This window comes from Kitasatospora sp. CB01950, assembly GCF_001905465.1.
Classification (GTDB): domain Bacteria; phylum Actinomycetota; class Actinomycetes; order Streptomycetales; family Streptomycetaceae; genus Kitasatospora.
Genome location: NZ_LISX01000006.1, coordinates 368,494 through 383,746 on the forward strand (window position 1 = coordinate 368,494; position 15,253 = coordinate 383,746).

A 15,253-nucleotide genomic window follows, 5' to 3' on the forward strand; every position below is an offset into this window, starting at 1 on the left:
CGTTCGACATCGGCCTGTTCCGCCCACGGAGGGACTCCGTGGGTAACACTGTGTGCCGTGTCGAGTACAGGTCGGAGCGGCGGAGGCGTGCAGGAGGGCGGCGGTGCGCCGAGCCCGGACGCGCTGCTGCCGGCGCTCGACGCGGAGCAGCTCGGGGTGTTGCGCCGGGTGGGGCTCGAGTGGGGTCGGGCGGCCGGAGATCCGCAGGCGTGGCGGCGTGCGCTGCCGGTGGATCCGGATCTCGGCCGCTATCCCGCCCCTTCGGAGATCCTGCCGGTCCGCTTCGGTCGTTTCGTACGGGTCGCCACGGTCGACGGACGACCGCCGGCGGTCGAGGCGACCGGCGAGGACACCTGGACTTCGCCGCCGGGCCGGGTCGGTTCCAGGGTGCGGCACGCGGTGCTCGGTGCTCCGCTGCGGAGCACCGCGATCGCGCACGAGCGGATGCGCAAGCTGGTGGCGTTGCCGGTGCTCTCCGCCGACGCGCTCTCCTCGGTGGCGTACGGGCCGGAGGCGATGCTGGCCGTCCTCGTTCTCGCCGGTGGCGCCGGGTTGCGGTTCTCGGTGCCGATCGCCGTGACGATCGTGTTCCTGATGCTCGCGGTCGGAGTGTCGTACCGTCAGACGATCCGCGCCTATCCGCACGGTGGCGGTTCGTACATCGTCGCCACCGCCAATCTGGGCCGCGTTCCCGGGCTGGCGGCCGCTGCCGGTCTGATGACCGACTACATCCTCACGGTCGCCGTCTCGATCGCCTCCGGGATGGCGGCGGTGACCTCGGCGATCCCCTCGCTCCGACCCGACGTCGTGCCCATCGGCGTCGCCGTGATCGCCGTGCTGCTCGCCGGGAACCTGCGCGGGGTGCGCCAGGCGGGTGCGCTGTTCGCCGCGCCGACCTACGCCTTCGTCCTCGCGGTCCTGGTCCTCGTCGCCGTGGGCCTGTCCGACGCGGCCGGCCGCGACTTCCACCCGACGGCGACACCGCAGTTGAGTGCTACCGAGAGCGCCGGCCTGCTCCTGGTCCTGCGGGCCTTCGCCTCCGGCTCGACGGCGATGACCGGCATCGAGGCGATCTCCAATGCGGTGCCGGCCTTCAAGCCGACCGAGTGGCGCAACGCCCGCACCACGTTGACCTGGATGGTCGGCCTGCTCGTCCTGCTGTTCGCGGGCACGGTCGCTCTGGTCCGGCTCGACGGCGTCGTGCCCAGCGCGAACGAGACGGTGCTGTCGCAGCTCGCCCACCGCACCTTCGGCTCGGGTTTCCTCTACGTCTTCACCCAGGCAGCCACCGCCGCGATCCTGCTCCTCGCCGCCAACACCGCGTACAACGACTTCCCCCGCGTCCTGTACCTGCTGGCCCGCGACCACCAGGCGCCGCGGATCTTCCTGAGGCTGGGCGACCGCCTGGCCTTCAGCAACGGGATCATTCTGCTCTCCGTCGCGGCGGCGGCGATCTACGCGGCGTTCGGCGGGACGACCGGCCCCCTGATCCCGCTCTACGCCGTCGGTGTCTTCCTCGCCTTCACCCTGTCGCAGACCGGCATGGTCGTGCACTGGTGGCGTCTGCGCGACCGCCACTGGCGCAAGAGCCTGGCCTTCAACGCCACCGGCGCCCTGCTCTCCGCGATCGTCTTCGTCACCGCCGGCGTCACGAAGTTCACCGAGGGCGCCTGGTTCGCCGTGCTCACGGTGGGACTGTTCATCCTGGTGACGACCCGAATCCGGCACCACTACGACACGGTCCGCGCAGCGGTCGCCCTGCACCCCCACGCCGTCGAAGTCCCCAGCCGCACCGTCACACCGCCGGGCCCGGGGGTCGGCCTGCCGCGAGCCACCGGGCCGGGGGCGCCGTCCGAGGCCCGGGCGGAAGCCGAGAGCGAGGAGACCCCGGAGGAGGTCCACCCGCTGTCGATCGTGCCGATCGCCACCCTGGACCAGGCCGGCATGCGCGCCCTCGCCTACGCCGCCTCGCTTCAGCAGCCCGTCCTGGCGCTCCACATCGGCTCCAGCGCGGACGAGGCCCGACGCTTCCGCGAGTACTGGGACCTGTGGGGCGACCACCTGCCCCTGAAGATCGTCCTCTCCCCCTACCGCGCGATCGTCGCGCCGCTGGTCGACTACATCGAGTCGCTGCACCACCAGCGGCCGGACCTCACCCTGACCGTCATCCTCCCGGAGATCGTCGTACGGCACTGGTACCACCGTCTCCTGCACAACCGACTCGCGGCTCGGCTGCGGAGGGCGCTTCGCCCGCTGCCGAAGGTCGTCGTCACCACCGTCCCGTTCCACGTGTAGGTTCACGGGCCGGTGGCCGCGGGTAGGCAGGTGAGCACTATGCGTAGCCAGGTGCAGCAGGAGGGCCTCGGAATGAACGACCAGCCGGCCGGGACGACGGACGACAGCGGTGCCCGGCCTTCGGCGCCGTACGAGGAGGCCGATGTCCTCTTCCACGGCGGGGAGATCGTGACGGCCGCCGCCGACTCCCGGGAGTCCGACCCGCGCCCCGAGGCGGTGGCCGTCAAGGACGGCGTGATCGTCCACGTCGGCGACCACCGGGAGGCCGTCGACCGCTGGCAGGGGCCGCGCACGCAGGTGCGCGACCTCGCCGGCCGCGCCCTGCTGCCCGGGTTCATCGACGCCCACGGCCACCTGGGCGGCATCGGGCTGCAGGCCACCCTCGCCAACCTGCTGGCCGCCCCCGACGGCGACGTCACCGACATCGCCTCGCTCCAGGACAAGCTGCGCGCCTGGGCGAAGACGCCGGTGGGCGCCTTCTCCCAGTGGATCATCGGGTTCGGCTACGACGACGCGATGCTCGCCGAGGGCCGCCACCCCACCCGCGAGGACCTCGACGCGGTGTCCACCACCAAGCCGGTGCTGGCCATCCACCAGTCGTTCCACCTCGGGGCGGTGAACAGCCGCGGCCTGCGGGAGCTGGGGTACAACAGGGCCACCGCGGACCCGGACGGCGGCGTCATCCGCCGTCAGTCCGGCCCCATCGCCAGGCCGTTCGGCGAGCCCAACGGCGTGCTGGAGGAGACCGCCTTCAACCCGGCGTCCGAAAAGGCCACCGCCGGGCTGCCGTTGACCGCGCTGGCCGCCCTCTTCGGCAAGGGCGTCGCCTCCGCCGCTAGCTTCGGCTTCACGACCGTCCAGGAGGGCGGCGCCACGCTGAAGAACCTGAAGGCCCTGCGCGACGCCGCCGCGCTCGTACCGTTCAAGATCGACGTCGTCGCCTACGCCCGGGCCGACGAGGCGACGGCCTCACCGGAGCCGGACCCGGTCGGCGCGAGCCAGGAGTACGAGCGGGGCGTGCGGGCGGCCGGCGTGAAGATGTACCTGGACGGATCCCCGCAGGGCCGCACCGCCTGGCTCACCCAGCCCTACCTGGAACGGCCGGAGGGCACGCCCGAGGGCTACCGCGGCTATCCCACCGTCGACGATCCCAAGATCGTCCTCGACCAGGTGCGCACCGCGTACGCCAGGGGCTGGCAGGTGCTGGCGCACGTCAACGGGGACGCCGCGATCGACCAGTTCGTCGAGGCGGTCGAGGCCGCCGCCGAGGAAGCCGGCCCCGGCGACCGGCGGACGGTGGCGATCCACGCCCAGACCGCCCGCGAGAACCAGATCGAGGCCTTCGCCCGCCTCGGCGTCATCCCGTCCTTCTTCTCGATGCACACCTACTACTGGGGCGACTGGTACCGGAAGACCGTCCTCGGGCCGGAGCGGGCCGCCACCATCTCCCCCGCCCGTTGGGCCGTCGACCGGCAGATGATCTACACCTCGCACCACGACGCCCCGGTCGCCCTGCCCAACTCGATCGCCATCCTGTCCAGCCAGGTCACCCGCCGCACCCGCACCGACCAGGTCGTCCTCGGCCCCGAGCAGTGCGTGTCGGCCCTGGACGCGGTCAAGTCCATCACCGTCCACGCCGCCCACCAGTACTTCGAACAGGACCGCAAGGGCAGCATCGAGGTCGGCAAGCTCGCCGACCTGGTGATCCTCTCCGCGAACCCGCTGACGGTCCCTCCGGAGCAGATCAAGGACATCAGGGTCGCCGAGACCATCAAGCGGGGAACCACCGTCCACTCCGCCGCCGGCACGAAGACCGACGACCCCGAGCCCGGACTCGAGGCCCCCACCGACTACCAGTGGCACGGCTGCTGCTGACGGCACGAGACCGGCGGCCGCTCCCCGGGGCCGCCGGTCTCAGCGGGCAAGGACGTGGCCGTCGTCGGGGCGGTGGTCGCGGGAGCGGCGCAGGTCGGTGGTGACGTAGCTGCGCTGCAGCCAGCGGTCCGCTCCGTCGTACCGTGGCCGGAAGGCGGTGCGGCCGTGCACGGTGACGCGGTTGTCGAGGACGACCAGGTCGCCGGGGGTCAGGCGCAGGGTGCGGGCGGTCGCCTCGCAGGCCCGGCCGAACTCGGCGAGTGCGGCGGCGGCCCGAGGGGTGAGCGGCGTGGTGACGAGTTGGGCCATCCGGATGTCCGGGTCGTCGGCCGCGCCGAACAGCACCGGCCCGGGCTCGGGTTCGGCCCCGCTCGCGTCGGGAGCGAAGGAGGGCGGTGGCGCGGTGATGAACTCCGGTGCGAACAGGGCCTCGCGGCCGGCCGGGGTGAGCAGCGGCAGCGCTCGGCGGATGCCGGCGACGCGCATGCCGGCCGTCCCGTCGTGGTCGGCGCGCAGGCACAGGAAGACCACGTAGTCGGGCGGGTGGGGATGGAAGCCGTTCTCGCTGTGGAAAGACAGCGGCACCGACCCGGCGTTGCCGTGGAAGGACTCCTGCCCGGGCACCGGGACGACGTCCTGCACGAGGGCGCCGGCCTTCTCGGCCCGATAGGCGAGCGGCTCGCCGAGACCGCAGGCCACCATGGTGAGCAGCGCGGCCGGGACGGTGGCCCGGCGCTGCACCGAGCCGGCCACGGCCGGTGTCGGGGGCAGCGTCGCGCGATCGACGGGCAGGCCGCCGATCACCAGGGTGCCGTGCGGGCCGGAGTGCCTGCGGAACCGGCGCAGCGCGCGGCGCAGCGGCAGCGGGAGTTCGTCCCAGGCGTCCCTGACCCGGTCCACCCACGCGGGGTCGTCGACCCGGTCGGGTCCGCCGGTGCACAGGGTGCGGGCCAGTTGCGCGCACAACTGGGCGTCGGCGGGGTCGAGTTGCCGGTCGGCGGCGGTGCCGGCGTTCCGGGTGGTGCCGGGCTTCGTCTCGGTCATCGGTCTCCTGCCGAAGGGGGCGGCGGGCGTGGGTTTCAGGCGGCGGGGCGTGGGTTTCAGGAGTGCCGCAGGCCGGCCACGGCGTCGGCGATGTAGTGGTCGCCGAAGCGGATCAGTGGGGCGTACTGGGCGGCGCGGCGGTGGCGCATGAGCCGCAGTTCGGCGACGGCGTTGTCGGGGCCTTCGGGCCGTTGGGCGATGGAGCGGCGCAGGTGGACCATCGAGTAGGCGAGGGTGACGTGCCGTTCCGCGTCCACGATGTCGGCTTCCAGCAGGGTGCCGCGGGTGTCGGCCAACTCCTGTGAGCGGGAGGCCAGTTGGTCGTATGTTTCGGGAAGCTCCGCCAGGAGGTCCTTCATTGCGGCCCGGAACAGTCTGTAGCCGCGGTGCTGGCGTCCGCTGAGCGGGATGTCCGTGGACGGGGGCGCCATGGTCCGGCGGATCTCCGCCATGTAGTGGTCGGCCGGGATCGTGCCGGCGTGGTGCATCGCCGCCGGAAAGCCGCGTACGTACACCGTCGCGTCCGCCATCCGGGCCAGTGCGGCCTCCACGTCGCCGCGCCGCAGGTGGCGGGTGGCGTCGGCCACGGCGTCCGCGGCGCAGACGTTGAACAGGACGTGGACCTGGTGCCCGATGAGCCAGCGGGCGCTCCACACGCTCTCCGGCGACCGGCCCGGGCCCGGGCCCGGGCCCGGGCCGGATTCGGGCACGGCCGTCGGCGGCGCGGGCTCGGGGTCGGCGCCGGGCGCCGTGCCGGTGAGGTCGAGCACCGCCTGCCGCATCCCGGCCGTCTCCAGTGCCAGGTCGGCGCCCGACAGCGGCGCTTCGCACAGGTCCTCCAGGCCGCGGTGGACGACCAGAGCGCCGTGCAGGGCGGCCTGTTGGTCCGACAGCTCCACCTCGCGGACCCGGAAGTACGACTGACTGGTCGACTCCGCCGGCACGTCCTCACCGGCCACCGCCGGGGCCGGCGCCGACAGCGCGGCCACCAACTCCCCGGCCGTCGCGGCGACTTCCCGCAGCGCCGCACTCCGCTCGACGGGCCCCGCGTGGGTCGCCACCCCGGCCAACGCCCGCGCGGTCCGCCGCGCCGCAGCCTCGACCTCCGGCCCCAGCACCGGAGCGGGCCGCCCGCCCCGGGGTTCGCGGAAAACAGCGACGGCAGGGTGATCGGCGATCGGAGGTAAGCCCATGGTGGACATGGTTCGCCAGAATCACGCCGCGCGAAACCTCGGTGCCCGAGAACTGACCTTCTGCGCAACGGAGTTGACCGATTCTGTCGGCGGCGGCGCGGGGATCGCCGACCGCGACGCCGACCGCGCCACCGCCGAGGCCGGCCAACTCCCGTAGCGCGAAGCGGCATCCCGCCGACACCGACGCCTGATGCGGAGCAGGCACGGTCCGCCTATGGGCGGAGGCCCGATCCGCCCGGCAGCGGACGCCGCAACAGGCCTCTGAGCAGACGTCAAGTGCCGTGCCCGAAGCCTAGGTTCGGGGCATGACCAATTTTCGCCGCGCGGCCGTGACCGCCGTGGGCGCCCTCGTCCTGCCGCTGCCGGTCGTCGCCGCGGCCCCCGCCTTCGCCACCTCGCCGACGTCCGCCGCCGCCCCCGTGACGGCCGGGTTCACGGCCTCGCTGCCCCGCCCGACCGGACCGTACGCGGTCGGGCGCGACCTGCTGCACCTCGTCGACCGGAACCGCCAGGACCCGTGGGTGCCGTCGGCGGGCGCACGGGAGTTGATGGTGTCGATGTACTACCCGGCCCGGGCCGGCAGCGGAACGCCCGCGCCCTACATGACCACCGAGGAGGCCCGGCTGCTGCTGGCAAGGAAGGACCCGGGCACCGGCCTCCCGCCGGAGGCGCTGGCCGCCACGGGCACCTGGGCGCGGGCCGACGCGCGCCCGGCGGACGGCCCCTTCCCGCTGGTGCTGCTCTCGCCCGGCTTCACCTTCCCCCGGGCCCTGTTCAGCAGCATCGCCGAGGACCTGGCCAGCCGCGGCTACGTGGTCGCGCTGATCGACCACACCTACGAGTCCACCGGCGTCACCTTCCCGGACGGCCGGACGCTCCCCTGCGCGATCTGCGACCAGCCGCCGGAGGGCGGGCTGCCGGCCATCGCCGAGAGCCGGGCCAAGGACGCCTCGTTCGTCATCGACCGGCTGACGTCGGGCAGTTCGCCGTGGGAGTGGGCCCGACTGATCGACCGGCACCGGATCGGCATGGCCGGGCACTCGATCGGCGGTGACGCCGCCGCCGCCACCATGGCCGCCGACCGCCGGGTGCGGGCGGGCGTGAACATGGACGGCACATTCTTCGCGCCCGTCCCGGCCGGCGGACTCGGCGGGCGCCCGTTCCTGCTGTTCGGCGCCGGGATGCACGACACCCAGGGCACGGACCCCAGCTGGGACGAGGCCTGGTCCCGCCTGGACGGCTGGAAGCGGTGGCTCACCGTCGCCGGAGCCGACCACGGCAGCTTCAGCGACCTGGGCCTGCTCGCGCAGGCCGCGGGCCGGCCCTCCGCCCCCGGGGCGATCGACCCGACGCGCGGACTGGCGATCACCCGGACGTACCTCGCCGCCTTCTTCGACCTCCAGCTGAAGGGGAAGCCGCAGCCGCTGCTGGACGGGCCGTCCCCGGACATGCCGGAGGTCGCCGTCCAACTCCCGTAGAACCGACGGCCGGTGTCCCCGTCCGGCGGGCTCAGCCGGACGGGGACACCAGGCCCGCGTCGTAGGCGGCGATGACCAGATGGATACGGTCGCGGGCGTCCAACTTGGCCAGCAGCCGGGCGACATGGGTCTTGGCGGTGGCGGGGGCGATGAACAGCTGCTCGGCGATCTCGGCATTGGACAGGCCCCGGCCGACCAGGATCAGGACCTCGTGCTCGCGCTCGGTGATCCCCGGCAGGCTGCGCTTCGGCGCGGCCGGGGTGGGCGCGGGCCGGTCGGTGAGGTCGGCGATCAGGCGCCGGGTGACGCTCGGCGCGATCAGCGCGTCGCCGGCGGCGACCACCCGGATCGCCGCGAGGATGTCCGTCAGCGCCATGTCCTTGACCAGGAAGCCACTCGCGCCGGCCCGCAGCGCGCCGTAGACGTTCTCGTCGTCGTCGAAGGTGGTCAGCATCAGCACCCGCACCGGCGGGTCGGCCCTGCCCGCGCCCGCACCCGCGCCCCTGCTACCCGCACCCGCGCCCGCACCCGCGGTGAGCAGCCGGGTGGCCTCGATGCCGTCCATGCCGGGCATCCGGATGTCCATCACCACGACGTCGGGACGGACCTCCTGCGCCCGCCGGACGGCCTCGGCGCCGGTGGCCGCCTCGCCCGCGAGTTCCAGGCCGGGAGAGTGGGTGATGGCCATGCCCAGCCCGGCACGCACCAGTTCCTGGTCGTCGGCGAGCAGCACCCGGATCGCGGTGGCGGTCGCGGAGTCTGCGACGGCCGCGGCGTTAGGGTCGGCGGCCGTCATGCGGGCAGCCTGGCGGCGACCCGGAAGCCGCCCTCGGGGCGGGAGTTGGCGCTGAACCGGCCGTTCAGCAGCGCGACCCGCTCACGCATCCCGGCGATCCCGTACCCGGTTCCGTCGGCACGGCGAACGGTGGCACGGCCGGGCGTACCGCCGTCGCCGTCGTCCAGCACCTCGATGGTCAATTCCTGCTCCTGGTAAGCGATGTGAACCTCGCAGCGGTCGGCGCCCGCGTGCCGCAGCACATTGGTGACCGACTCCTGGACGATCCGGAAGGCGGCCAGGTCGATCTCGGGCGGCAGCGGGCGCGGCAGCCCCTGCCAGCGTACGTCCACCTCGACGCCGGCCTGCGCCATCGTCGCCGCCAGCCGGTCGACGGCCTCAAGTCCCGCGAGCGGTACGGCGGTCGAGGGGTTCTCGCCGGTCTCGGCGTGCCGAAGCGAGACGAGCATCCGGCGCAGGCCGGACAGCGTCTCCCGGCTGGTGGCCTCGATGGCGTCCAAGGCCCGGCGCGCCCCGGCCGGTTCCACGTCCAGCACCATGCTCGCCGCACCGGCCTGGATCGCGATCACGCCGATGCTGTGCGCCACCACGTCGTGCAACTCCCGGGCGATCCGCAGCCGTTCGTCCGTGATCGCCTGGCGGGCGGCGTACGCTCGCAGGTCCGCGCTGTAACGGTGTTGCTGGCGAACCGAGTTGCCGATCGCCCACGGGATCGCGATGCCTGCCGCGAACGCCCCGACGGTACTCACGAGGTCGCCGGGATCGGTCACGCCGCCCCTGAGCGCCGTCACTCCGCCGAACCAGACGGCGAACTCGGCGACCCCGGCGAGCACCGAGACCCGGCCGGGGCGGACCGCCGCAAGGTAGCCGAGCAGGACGTCCATCGCCACGAACAGCGGCCACGTCCGCCCACCGAGCAGCAGCACGACCGCCGACTCGGCCAGCAGCACCCCGAACACCTGCGCCGGCCACCGCCGGGCCCAGCACACCGGCAGCGCCAGCAGCACGGCGAGAGCCGCCCGCACGCCGAATCCCACCGCGACCGCCGGGTGCCGGAACCCGAACGGCGGGGCCATGTCGAACGTCGTCGACATGAAGAGCAGCAGCGCGAACTCCCCGGCGGCGCACCAGCTCAGCGCCGTCCAGACCCCCGAAGGCAGTCGCCTCAGCCACGGCGCGCGCGGCACATCCCGATCCATGCGGCGATGGTAGCCAGCCGTCCCGCCGCCGACATCCGCCCGTGGGCATACGCCCGCAGGTGGAGGGGCGTTCCTGCCCACCGCGCGGCCCGCAGGGCGAACTCGCCCGGAACGGCTCTCACTTGAACGCGCAGAGCCGGTCGATCAACGTACGCCGCCCGCCGGTCCCCGTCCTGACGACCGTCCGAGGCACGAGCCCGGCTGCGGCGGCCGGCCGGGAGACCGGGCGTTCCTCCGTCCGGCCGCGCCCTGTGCGGCCCAGCCTGCCTGGCAGGCGGCCGCCACTGCTCCGAGCATGGACCTGGTGCGTCGATCGCGCAGCCACCTCCTCGAGTGTTCGGTCACCCGGAGCGACTGGTGCGACCGCCCCGCCGGCCGCACCCCGCTGCCGGCGTCGTCACTCCCGTTCCGGAGCCCAGCGGAGGAAGCATGGCCAGCACCCCGGGAAACCCGCCCGCCGATCAGGTCGTCGCAGCGCCCACCTATTTGGCGGACATCCGCTTCTTCTTCCGGCCCGAGGACGTGGCCCACATGGGCGCCAAGGGGATCGAGCTCGGAACCTACGACGGGGTGAAGAAGAACGCGCTCGCCATCCTCGCGCAGACCTCCTCGCCGAACGCGCAGATGCCCCCGGACCAGGCCGGGAAGTGGAGCACCGAACGCTCCCAGACGTTCAAGAACTGGATCGTCAACGGCTACCCCCTCGGCACGGCGACGGGCGGCGGCCCCCCGGCGGGCGGACCGGCCCCGACCAGGCTCCGCAAGGACGTCACCACACTGACCGACGCCGAGTTCACGCTGCTGAAGACCGCGTTCAGCGGCCTGATGGCCCGCGACCCGGCAGCGGCGGACAGCTACTTCGTCCTGGCCGGGCAGCACGGCCTCCCGGAGAGCTGGTGCCTGCACCACGAGGACCGCTTCAACCCCTGGCACCGCCAGTACCTGATCCAGTTCGAGGACGCGCTGCGCTCCGTCCCCGGCTGCGAGACGGTGACGCTCCCCTACTGGGACATCACGACCAACCTGCCGGACCGGCTCCAGCACCCGCCGCTCGACCAGTACGTCCTGCCGGCCGACCCCGGCGCCAAGGCGACGCCGCAGCCCGTCACCGGGTACTTCCCGTACACGACCCAGCGGTTCCCCGTCGCCACCATCGCCCAGAACGTGCAGGACTTCGGGGTACTGGCCGACATCACCACCTCGCTGACCCAGTCGCTGTGGGGCACGTACAACGTGAACGGGTACCAGGACTTCTCGATCCAGGCCCACGACGGCGGCCACGGCTCGATCGGGCCGACGATGGGCGACCAGAACGTCTCGTCCTTCGACCCGGTGTTCTGGTTCTTCCACTGCAACATCGACCGCCTCTGGCTGAGCTGGCAGACCCGCGCCCAAGCGACCACCCTGACCGGCTTCCGGTCCACCCTGGGAACCGACACCGACTGGCTCACCTCGCCGTTCAACGCCCTGCCGCCGTTCACCACGACAGCCGACCAGACGATCGAGACGACCGTCACCTACGACCGGCTGAACGTCCCCGCACCTGCGGCGCACGCCATGGAGAACGTCATGGAGAACCTGTCCGGAAGCACCGACGCCGCCAGCCCCTTCGCGTTCCGCAGCACCGACCCCGTCTCGGTGCGGGTGAAGGGCATCGACCGGCTGAACATCCCGGGGTCGTTCGTCGTGACGCTGCTCTCGAACGACGAGCCCGTCGCGAAGCGCTTCTTCTTCCAGCCGAAGACCCCTCGGAAGTGCCCGACCTGCGTGAAGCACGGCATCATCAACCTCGACTTCCGGCTGCCGCAGGAACAGATCCTCGACCGGCAACTGTCCGTCCGCATCGACGTCCCCGGACACTCCGACGAGATCGGCACCGCCTTCCCCCTCGCCCAGGCCGGCAACCCCACCGTCAACGCGCGACTCCTGGTGCAGGACGCGTAACCGGGACCGGCCAGCCGATGGCGGCGCGGGCGGCGGGCAACGGCCGGACCCGCGCCGCCATCGACAACGGCAAGGCCGGGCTCAGCGGTCGGCCTGGAAACCGTTGATCTTGCTCAACTGGCCGTAGCTGCCGTCCTGGTAGACCGGCTGCGTCTGGACGTCCCCGATGATCTGGAACAGCTTCTTCGCCGGGTCCGCGGCGGTCGGGTTGCAGTTCGGGTACCCGACATACCAGTAGATGCTGGCCACCCCGTCGCCCTGCACGGGCGGCGAGACCGTGGTGTAGAAGGTCACCACCCCGACCTTCGCCTGGTTCGGCCCGTTCGGATCGTGCAGCTCCCACGCACCGGAGACCGTCGAGTCCGAGGTGTTCGACGTCACGGTCAGCGACATGTCGTCGTTGAACTGGACGGCCGACACCCCGAGCCACTTGCTGATCACGTCGTCGAACTGGAACGCCCGCGCCGGATACGTGTAGTCCGCGACGTTGCCGCCGCACTGCCCTGCCGCTCGCGTCGCCGCCTGCGCCGTACCGGTCTGCGCGAGCGTCCCCGCCGCAGCGAGCAGTACCACCACGGCGGCCGTCCGCCTACGGGCCCCTATGTGCTTCATGTGTCCGAATTCCCTTGCTCGATCGATCAGTTCGCCGGCGAATCACCGGCGGAACCAACCTGCCCAGCCGCCACGAGAACCCGCAACCACCCAGCACCGAACGGCCGATCGGGCATCCACGAACGGAGTCCCCGTCCCCGCCGCCTCCCTCGACCCGCCCCGGCTCGACCGCCTCCCCTTCCGGCGGGACGGACACGTCGATGCTCAGACCGGCACGGCACCTGCCTGGCGGAGGCGTTCCAGGACCAGTTCGACCAGTTCGGGCGCGTCGCCCAGCGGCTGGGAGACACCGACCACGCCGGCCGCGGTCGAGGCCTCGACGGTCTCGCGGTACAGCACGCCGGATGCGAGGCAGTAGGACGCGACCGCGATCCGGCGGGCCCCGGCACGGCGCAGCTCCTCCGCCGCCTCGCCGGGGGTCGGCGTGGAGGTCGCCGCGAAAGCGGCCCGGCACGGCAGGCCGAGGTCCGTACCCAGCGCGGACGCCATGGCGGCCACCTCGGCATACGCGCCGGCGTCGGTGCTGCCCGTCGCCACCAGCACCACCGCGTCGAACTCGACGTCCAGCTCGGCGAGGCGGCGGCGCAACGCCGCGACCAGCCGCTTGTCGGGCTCGCCGGTCGTACCGCCCAGCACCGGCGTCACGAGCGGCGCCCGGCCCAGCGGGTCGGACAGCGCCTTGGGCAGGTCCACCCGCGAGTGAAAGGCCGAGCTCAGCAGCAGCAGCGGCACCACGGCCACCTGCTCGTGCCCGGCTTCGGCGAGCGTGCTCAGCGCCTGACGGGCCCTGGGGCGGGTGTGCCGGAGGTACGCGACTTCGACCCGGCCCGCCCAGGAGGACCCGACCGCGCGGGCGAGCGCGCGGGTGTACTCCTTCGCCTCGGGGACGCGGCTGCCGTGCGCCAGCAGCAGCAGCGCACTCGGAGCCGCCGGCCGGGCGACTGGTCGGGGCGTCTCGATCGCGTCGGTCACTGTCGTACCACCCTCGTCATGCGGCGCGAATGCCAGAAAGCGACGACCAGATTACCGTCAGCGACGACCCTTCCCGTCGTCGGCGCGCGGAGCACCGTCGCTCGCCGACCGCAGAACCGGTCGCTGCGCCCCGTCAGTCGCGTGGTGCGGCAGCGCCGCGAAGGACCCTCCCGACCAGTTCCTCGTAGCCGATGCCCACGGCTGCGGCCATCAGGGGGAGGGTGGCCGTGCGGCGCAGCGCGGGCAGGGTGTTGAGTTCGAGCCAGTGGAAGCTTCCGTCCGGGGTGACCACGAAGTCGCTCCGTGAGTGGCTTGAGCAGCCGAGTGCGGTGTGGGCCCTCCGGGCGGCTTCTCCGATTTTGAGCACGGTGTCGGCCGGCAGGTCGGCCGGGCACTTGAAGGCGTGCAGGTCGGGGCGGTTCTTCGCTCTGTGGTCGTAGAAGTCGCCGGCGGTGAGGACCTCCGCGGCGGGGAGCGGCACCGACTCACCGTCCGTCTCCAGAACGCCGACCGTCACCGTCCTGCCCTCGACGAACGGTTCGACGAACAGGCGGTGACCGGCCGCGCGAAGGTCTCCGAGCGCCCGTTGGAGCTGTCTCCGGTCGCGGGCCACGGTCATGCCGATCGAGCTGCCCTCGTCGCGCGCTTTGACGATGACCGGGGTGTCCAGCCGGGCGAGGACGTGATCGGCCGCCCGGGCGGCGGCGTGTTCGTCCGACACCAGGACGTCGGCCAGGACGGGCAGGCCCGCGGCGCCGGCCACGATCTTGGCGGTGGGCTTGTGCATGGCGAGGGCACTGGCCCGAATACCGGAGCCCGTGTAGGGGATGCCGCTCGTCTCCAGGAAACCCTGGAGCCTGCCGTCCTCCGCATACCGGCCCGCCAGCGCCAGGAAGGCCACGTCGACCGCCCGCACCTTGTCCGCGAACTCGGGATCAACGGTGTCGATCACCCGGATCCGGTGTCCGAGGCTGGTCAGCGCCTGTGCCACGTCGGCGCCCGTCGCCAGGGAGCGGTCCCGCTCGCGGCTCGCTCCTCCCGTGAGGACGCCGACGACGGTGTCGGCGGGCCGACCGTCGCGGGCCTCGGGCTTCGCCGGCCGGGGCGCATCGCTCCTTCTTCGGGCGGCGCCTTCGCGGCGGGGGCGCCATGGATCGGCAGGTCGGGCGCGGGCCGACGCGGCGGCCGGTGCCGCCGGGCCGGGCCGCAGCGTCATGTAGCCGTCGACGGGGTCGAATCCGAGGGCACGGTAGAGCCGGGCCCCGGCTTCGGTGGCGCGCAGTTCGATCGAGCCGCAGCCGCATTGCCGGAGTGCCTGGACCAGGGCGGCGGTGACGGCGCGGGCGTGGCCGAGGCGCCGATGGGCGGGGTCGGTGGCCACGGTGTGGATGCGCGCCCACCGGCCGGTGGGGTGGGTGGGACCCCGGTAGCAGCGGTGGACGAGGCCGATGGCACAGGACGCCAGCGTGCCGTCGCCGGCGGGGACCACGAAGGCCGCCAGGTCCGGGTCGACGCCGAGCCGCTCCCGCATGTCGTCCCGGAAGGCGGCCCTCCAGTCGCCGCTGGGCCGGACGCCGTCGAACGCCGCGACACGCAGACGCAGCAGCTCGTCGGCGTCCTGGGGGCCGGCGGGGCGTACAGCGGATCCGGTCATGTGCCCTTGTTCAGGTGTGAGATTCATGGGCGGCGAGGCCGGCGATGACTGCGTGACGCCCGCCTCGGCGAGCTTCGCTCGGGCGCTGCCGCCCCCGACGGCACCGCCCGAACCGTCCAGAAACCCTCTGGCCGTGGTCGGCCGTTGGTGCCTGCCGCCGTGAGGGAGCCGGAATTGCGTCGGTGGGGTCC

The 15,253-nt window shown here is 73.0% G+C and carries 12 protein-coding genes; 5 read left to right on the forward strand and 7 right to left on the reverse strand.

What is annotated here, in order from left to right:
* Positions 1-444: 444 nt before the first annotated feature.
* Complete coding sequence (locus AMK19_RS18340; RefSeq protein ID WP_241844476.1) at positions 445-2,295, forward strand: APC family permease; 1,851 nt, start codon at positions 445-447, stop codon at positions 2,293-2,295.
* Between the two features lie 72 nt (positions 2,296-2,367).
* Positions 2,368-4,170, forward strand: coding sequence for an amidohydrolase (locus AMK19_RS18345; RefSeq protein ID WP_083646997.1), 1,803 nt, complete (start codon positions 2,368-2,370; stop codon positions 4,168-4,170).
* A gap of 39 nt (positions 4,171-4,209) precedes the next feature.
* Here the strand turns inward: AMK19_RS18345 and AMK19_RS18350 are convergent, their stop codons facing one another.
* Together AMK19_RS18350 and AMK19_RS18355 are read right to left on the reverse strand one after the other, a co-directional pair.
* Positions 4,210-5,214: a clavaminate synthase family protein gene (locus tag AMK19_RS18350; protein ID WP_073812965.1), complete on the reverse strand. Its 1,005-nt coding sequence runs from the start codon at positions 5,212-5,214 to the stop codon at positions 4,210-4,212.
* A 56-nt stretch (positions 5,215-5,270) separates the two neighbouring features.
* On the reverse strand, positions 5,271-6,407 hold the full coding sequence (locus AMK19_RS18355; protein WP_073813085.1) for a hypothetical protein: 1,137 nt from the start codon (positions 6,405-6,407) through the stop codon (positions 5,271-5,273).
* 7 nt (positions 6,408-6,414) lie between these two features.
* Here AMK19_RS18355 and AMK19_RS36045 point away from each other — a divergent pair, with 7 nt between their 5' ends.
* Both AMK19_RS36045 and AMK19_RS18360 read left to right on the forward strand, forming a co-directional pair.
* On the forward strand, positions 6,415-6,564 hold the full coding sequence (locus tag AMK19_RS36045; protein ID WP_158071924.1) for a hypothetical protein: 150 nt from the start codon (positions 6,415-6,417) through the stop codon (positions 6,562-6,564).
* A gap of 148 nt (positions 6,565-6,712) precedes the next feature.
* Positions 6,713-7,885 carry an alpha/beta hydrolase family protein gene (locus tag AMK19_RS18360; RefSeq protein ID WP_073812967.1) on the forward strand — a complete coding sequence of 391 codons (1,173 nt, stop codon included), beginning with the start codon at positions 6,713-6,715 and terminating at the stop codon, positions 7,883-7,885.
* A 31-nt stretch (positions 7,886-7,916) separates the two neighbouring features.
* Here the strand turns inward: AMK19_RS18360 and AMK19_RS18365 are convergent, their stop codons facing one another.
* On the reverse strand, positions 7,917-8,681 hold the full coding sequence (locus AMK19_RS18365; RefSeq protein WP_073812969.1) for a response regulator: 765 nt from the start codon (positions 8,679-8,681) through the stop codon (positions 7,917-7,919).
* Positions 8,678-9,880: a sensor histidine kinase gene (locus AMK19_RS18370; protein ID WP_073812971.1), complete on the reverse strand. Its 1,203-nt coding sequence runs from the start codon at positions 9,878-9,880 to the stop codon at positions 8,678-8,680. Before AMK19_RS18370 ends, AMK19_RS18365 begins: the two co-directional genes overlap by 4 nt.
* A 429-nt stretch (positions 9,881-10,309) precedes the next feature.
* Here AMK19_RS18370 and AMK19_RS18375 point away from each other — a divergent pair, with 429 nt between their 5' ends.
* A complete protein-coding gene (locus AMK19_RS18375) occupies positions 10,310-11,824 on the forward strand; it encodes a tyrosinase family protein (protein ID WP_073812972.1) in 1,515 nt (504 codons plus the stop codon).
* Between the two features lie 81 nt (positions 11,825-11,905).
* On the opposite strand, the gene AMK19_RS18380 is transcribed toward AMK19_RS18375, so the two are convergent.
* From AMK19_RS18380 to AMK19_RS34390, 3 genes are all read right to left on the reverse strand, one after another.
* Complete coding sequence (locus AMK19_RS18380; RefSeq protein WP_073812974.1) at positions 11,906-12,400, reverse strand: hypothetical protein; 495 nt, start codon at positions 12,398-12,400, stop codon at positions 11,906-11,908.
* A 240-nt stretch (positions 12,401-12,640) separates the two neighbouring features.
* The gene (locus AMK19_RS18385; protein WP_083646998.1) at positions 12,641-13,408 is read right to left on the reverse strand and encodes a sirohydrochlorin chelatase; all 768 of its coding nucleotides are present in this window, start codon (positions 13,406-13,408) and stop codon (positions 12,641-12,643) included.
* Between the two features lie 133 nt (positions 13,409-13,541).
* A complete protein-coding gene (locus tag AMK19_RS34390; RefSeq protein ID WP_158071925.1) occupies positions 13,542-15,062 on the reverse strand; it encodes a D-alanine--D-alanine ligase in 1,521 nt (506 codons plus the stop codon).
* Positions 15,063-15,253: the final 191 nt, after the last annotated feature.

What these genes read in the sequence shown, in the direction of transcription:
- AMK19_RS18340 (WP_241844476.1), top strand. Translation starts at nt 445, where the DNA reads ATGCGCAAGCTGGTGGCGTTGCCGGTGCTCTCCGCCGACGCGCTCTCC.
- AMK19_RS18345 (WP_083646997.1), top strand. Translation starts at nt 2,368, where the DNA reads ATGAACGACCAGCCGGCCGGGACGACGGACGACAGCGGTGCCCGGCCT.
- AMK19_RS18350 (WP_073812965.1), bottom strand. Translation starts at nt 5,214, where the DNA reads ATGACCGAGACGAAGCCCGGCACCACCCGGAACGCCGGCACCGCCGCC.
- AMK19_RS18355 (WP_073813085.1), bottom strand. Translation starts at nt 6,407, where the DNA reads ATGGGCTTACCTCCGATCGCCGATCACCCTGCCGTCGCTGTTTTCCGC.
- AMK19_RS36045 (WP_158071924.1), top strand. Translation starts at nt 6,415, where the DNA reads ATGGTTCGCCAGAATCACGCCGCGCGAAACCTCGGTGCCCGAGAACTG.
- AMK19_RS18360 (WP_073812967.1), top strand. Translation starts at nt 6,713, where the DNA reads ATGACCAATTTTCGCCGCGCGGCCGTGACCGCCGTGGGCGCCCTCGTC.
- AMK19_RS18365 (WP_073812969.1), bottom strand. Translation starts at nt 8,681, where the DNA reads ATGACGGCCGCCGACCCTAACGCCGCGGCCGTCGCAGACTCCGCGACC.
- AMK19_RS18370 (WP_073812971.1), bottom strand. Translation starts at nt 9,880, where the DNA reads ATGGATCGGGATGTGCCGCGCGCGCCGTGGCTGAGGCGACTGCCTTCG.
- AMK19_RS18375 (WP_073812972.1), top strand. Translation starts at nt 10,310, where the DNA reads ATGGCCAGCACCCCGGGAAACCCGCCCGCCGATCAGGTCGTCGCAGCG.
- AMK19_RS34390 (WP_158071925.1), bottom strand. Translation starts at nt 15,062, where the DNA reads ATGACCGGATCCGCTGTACGCCCCGCCGGCCCCCAGGACGCCGACGAG.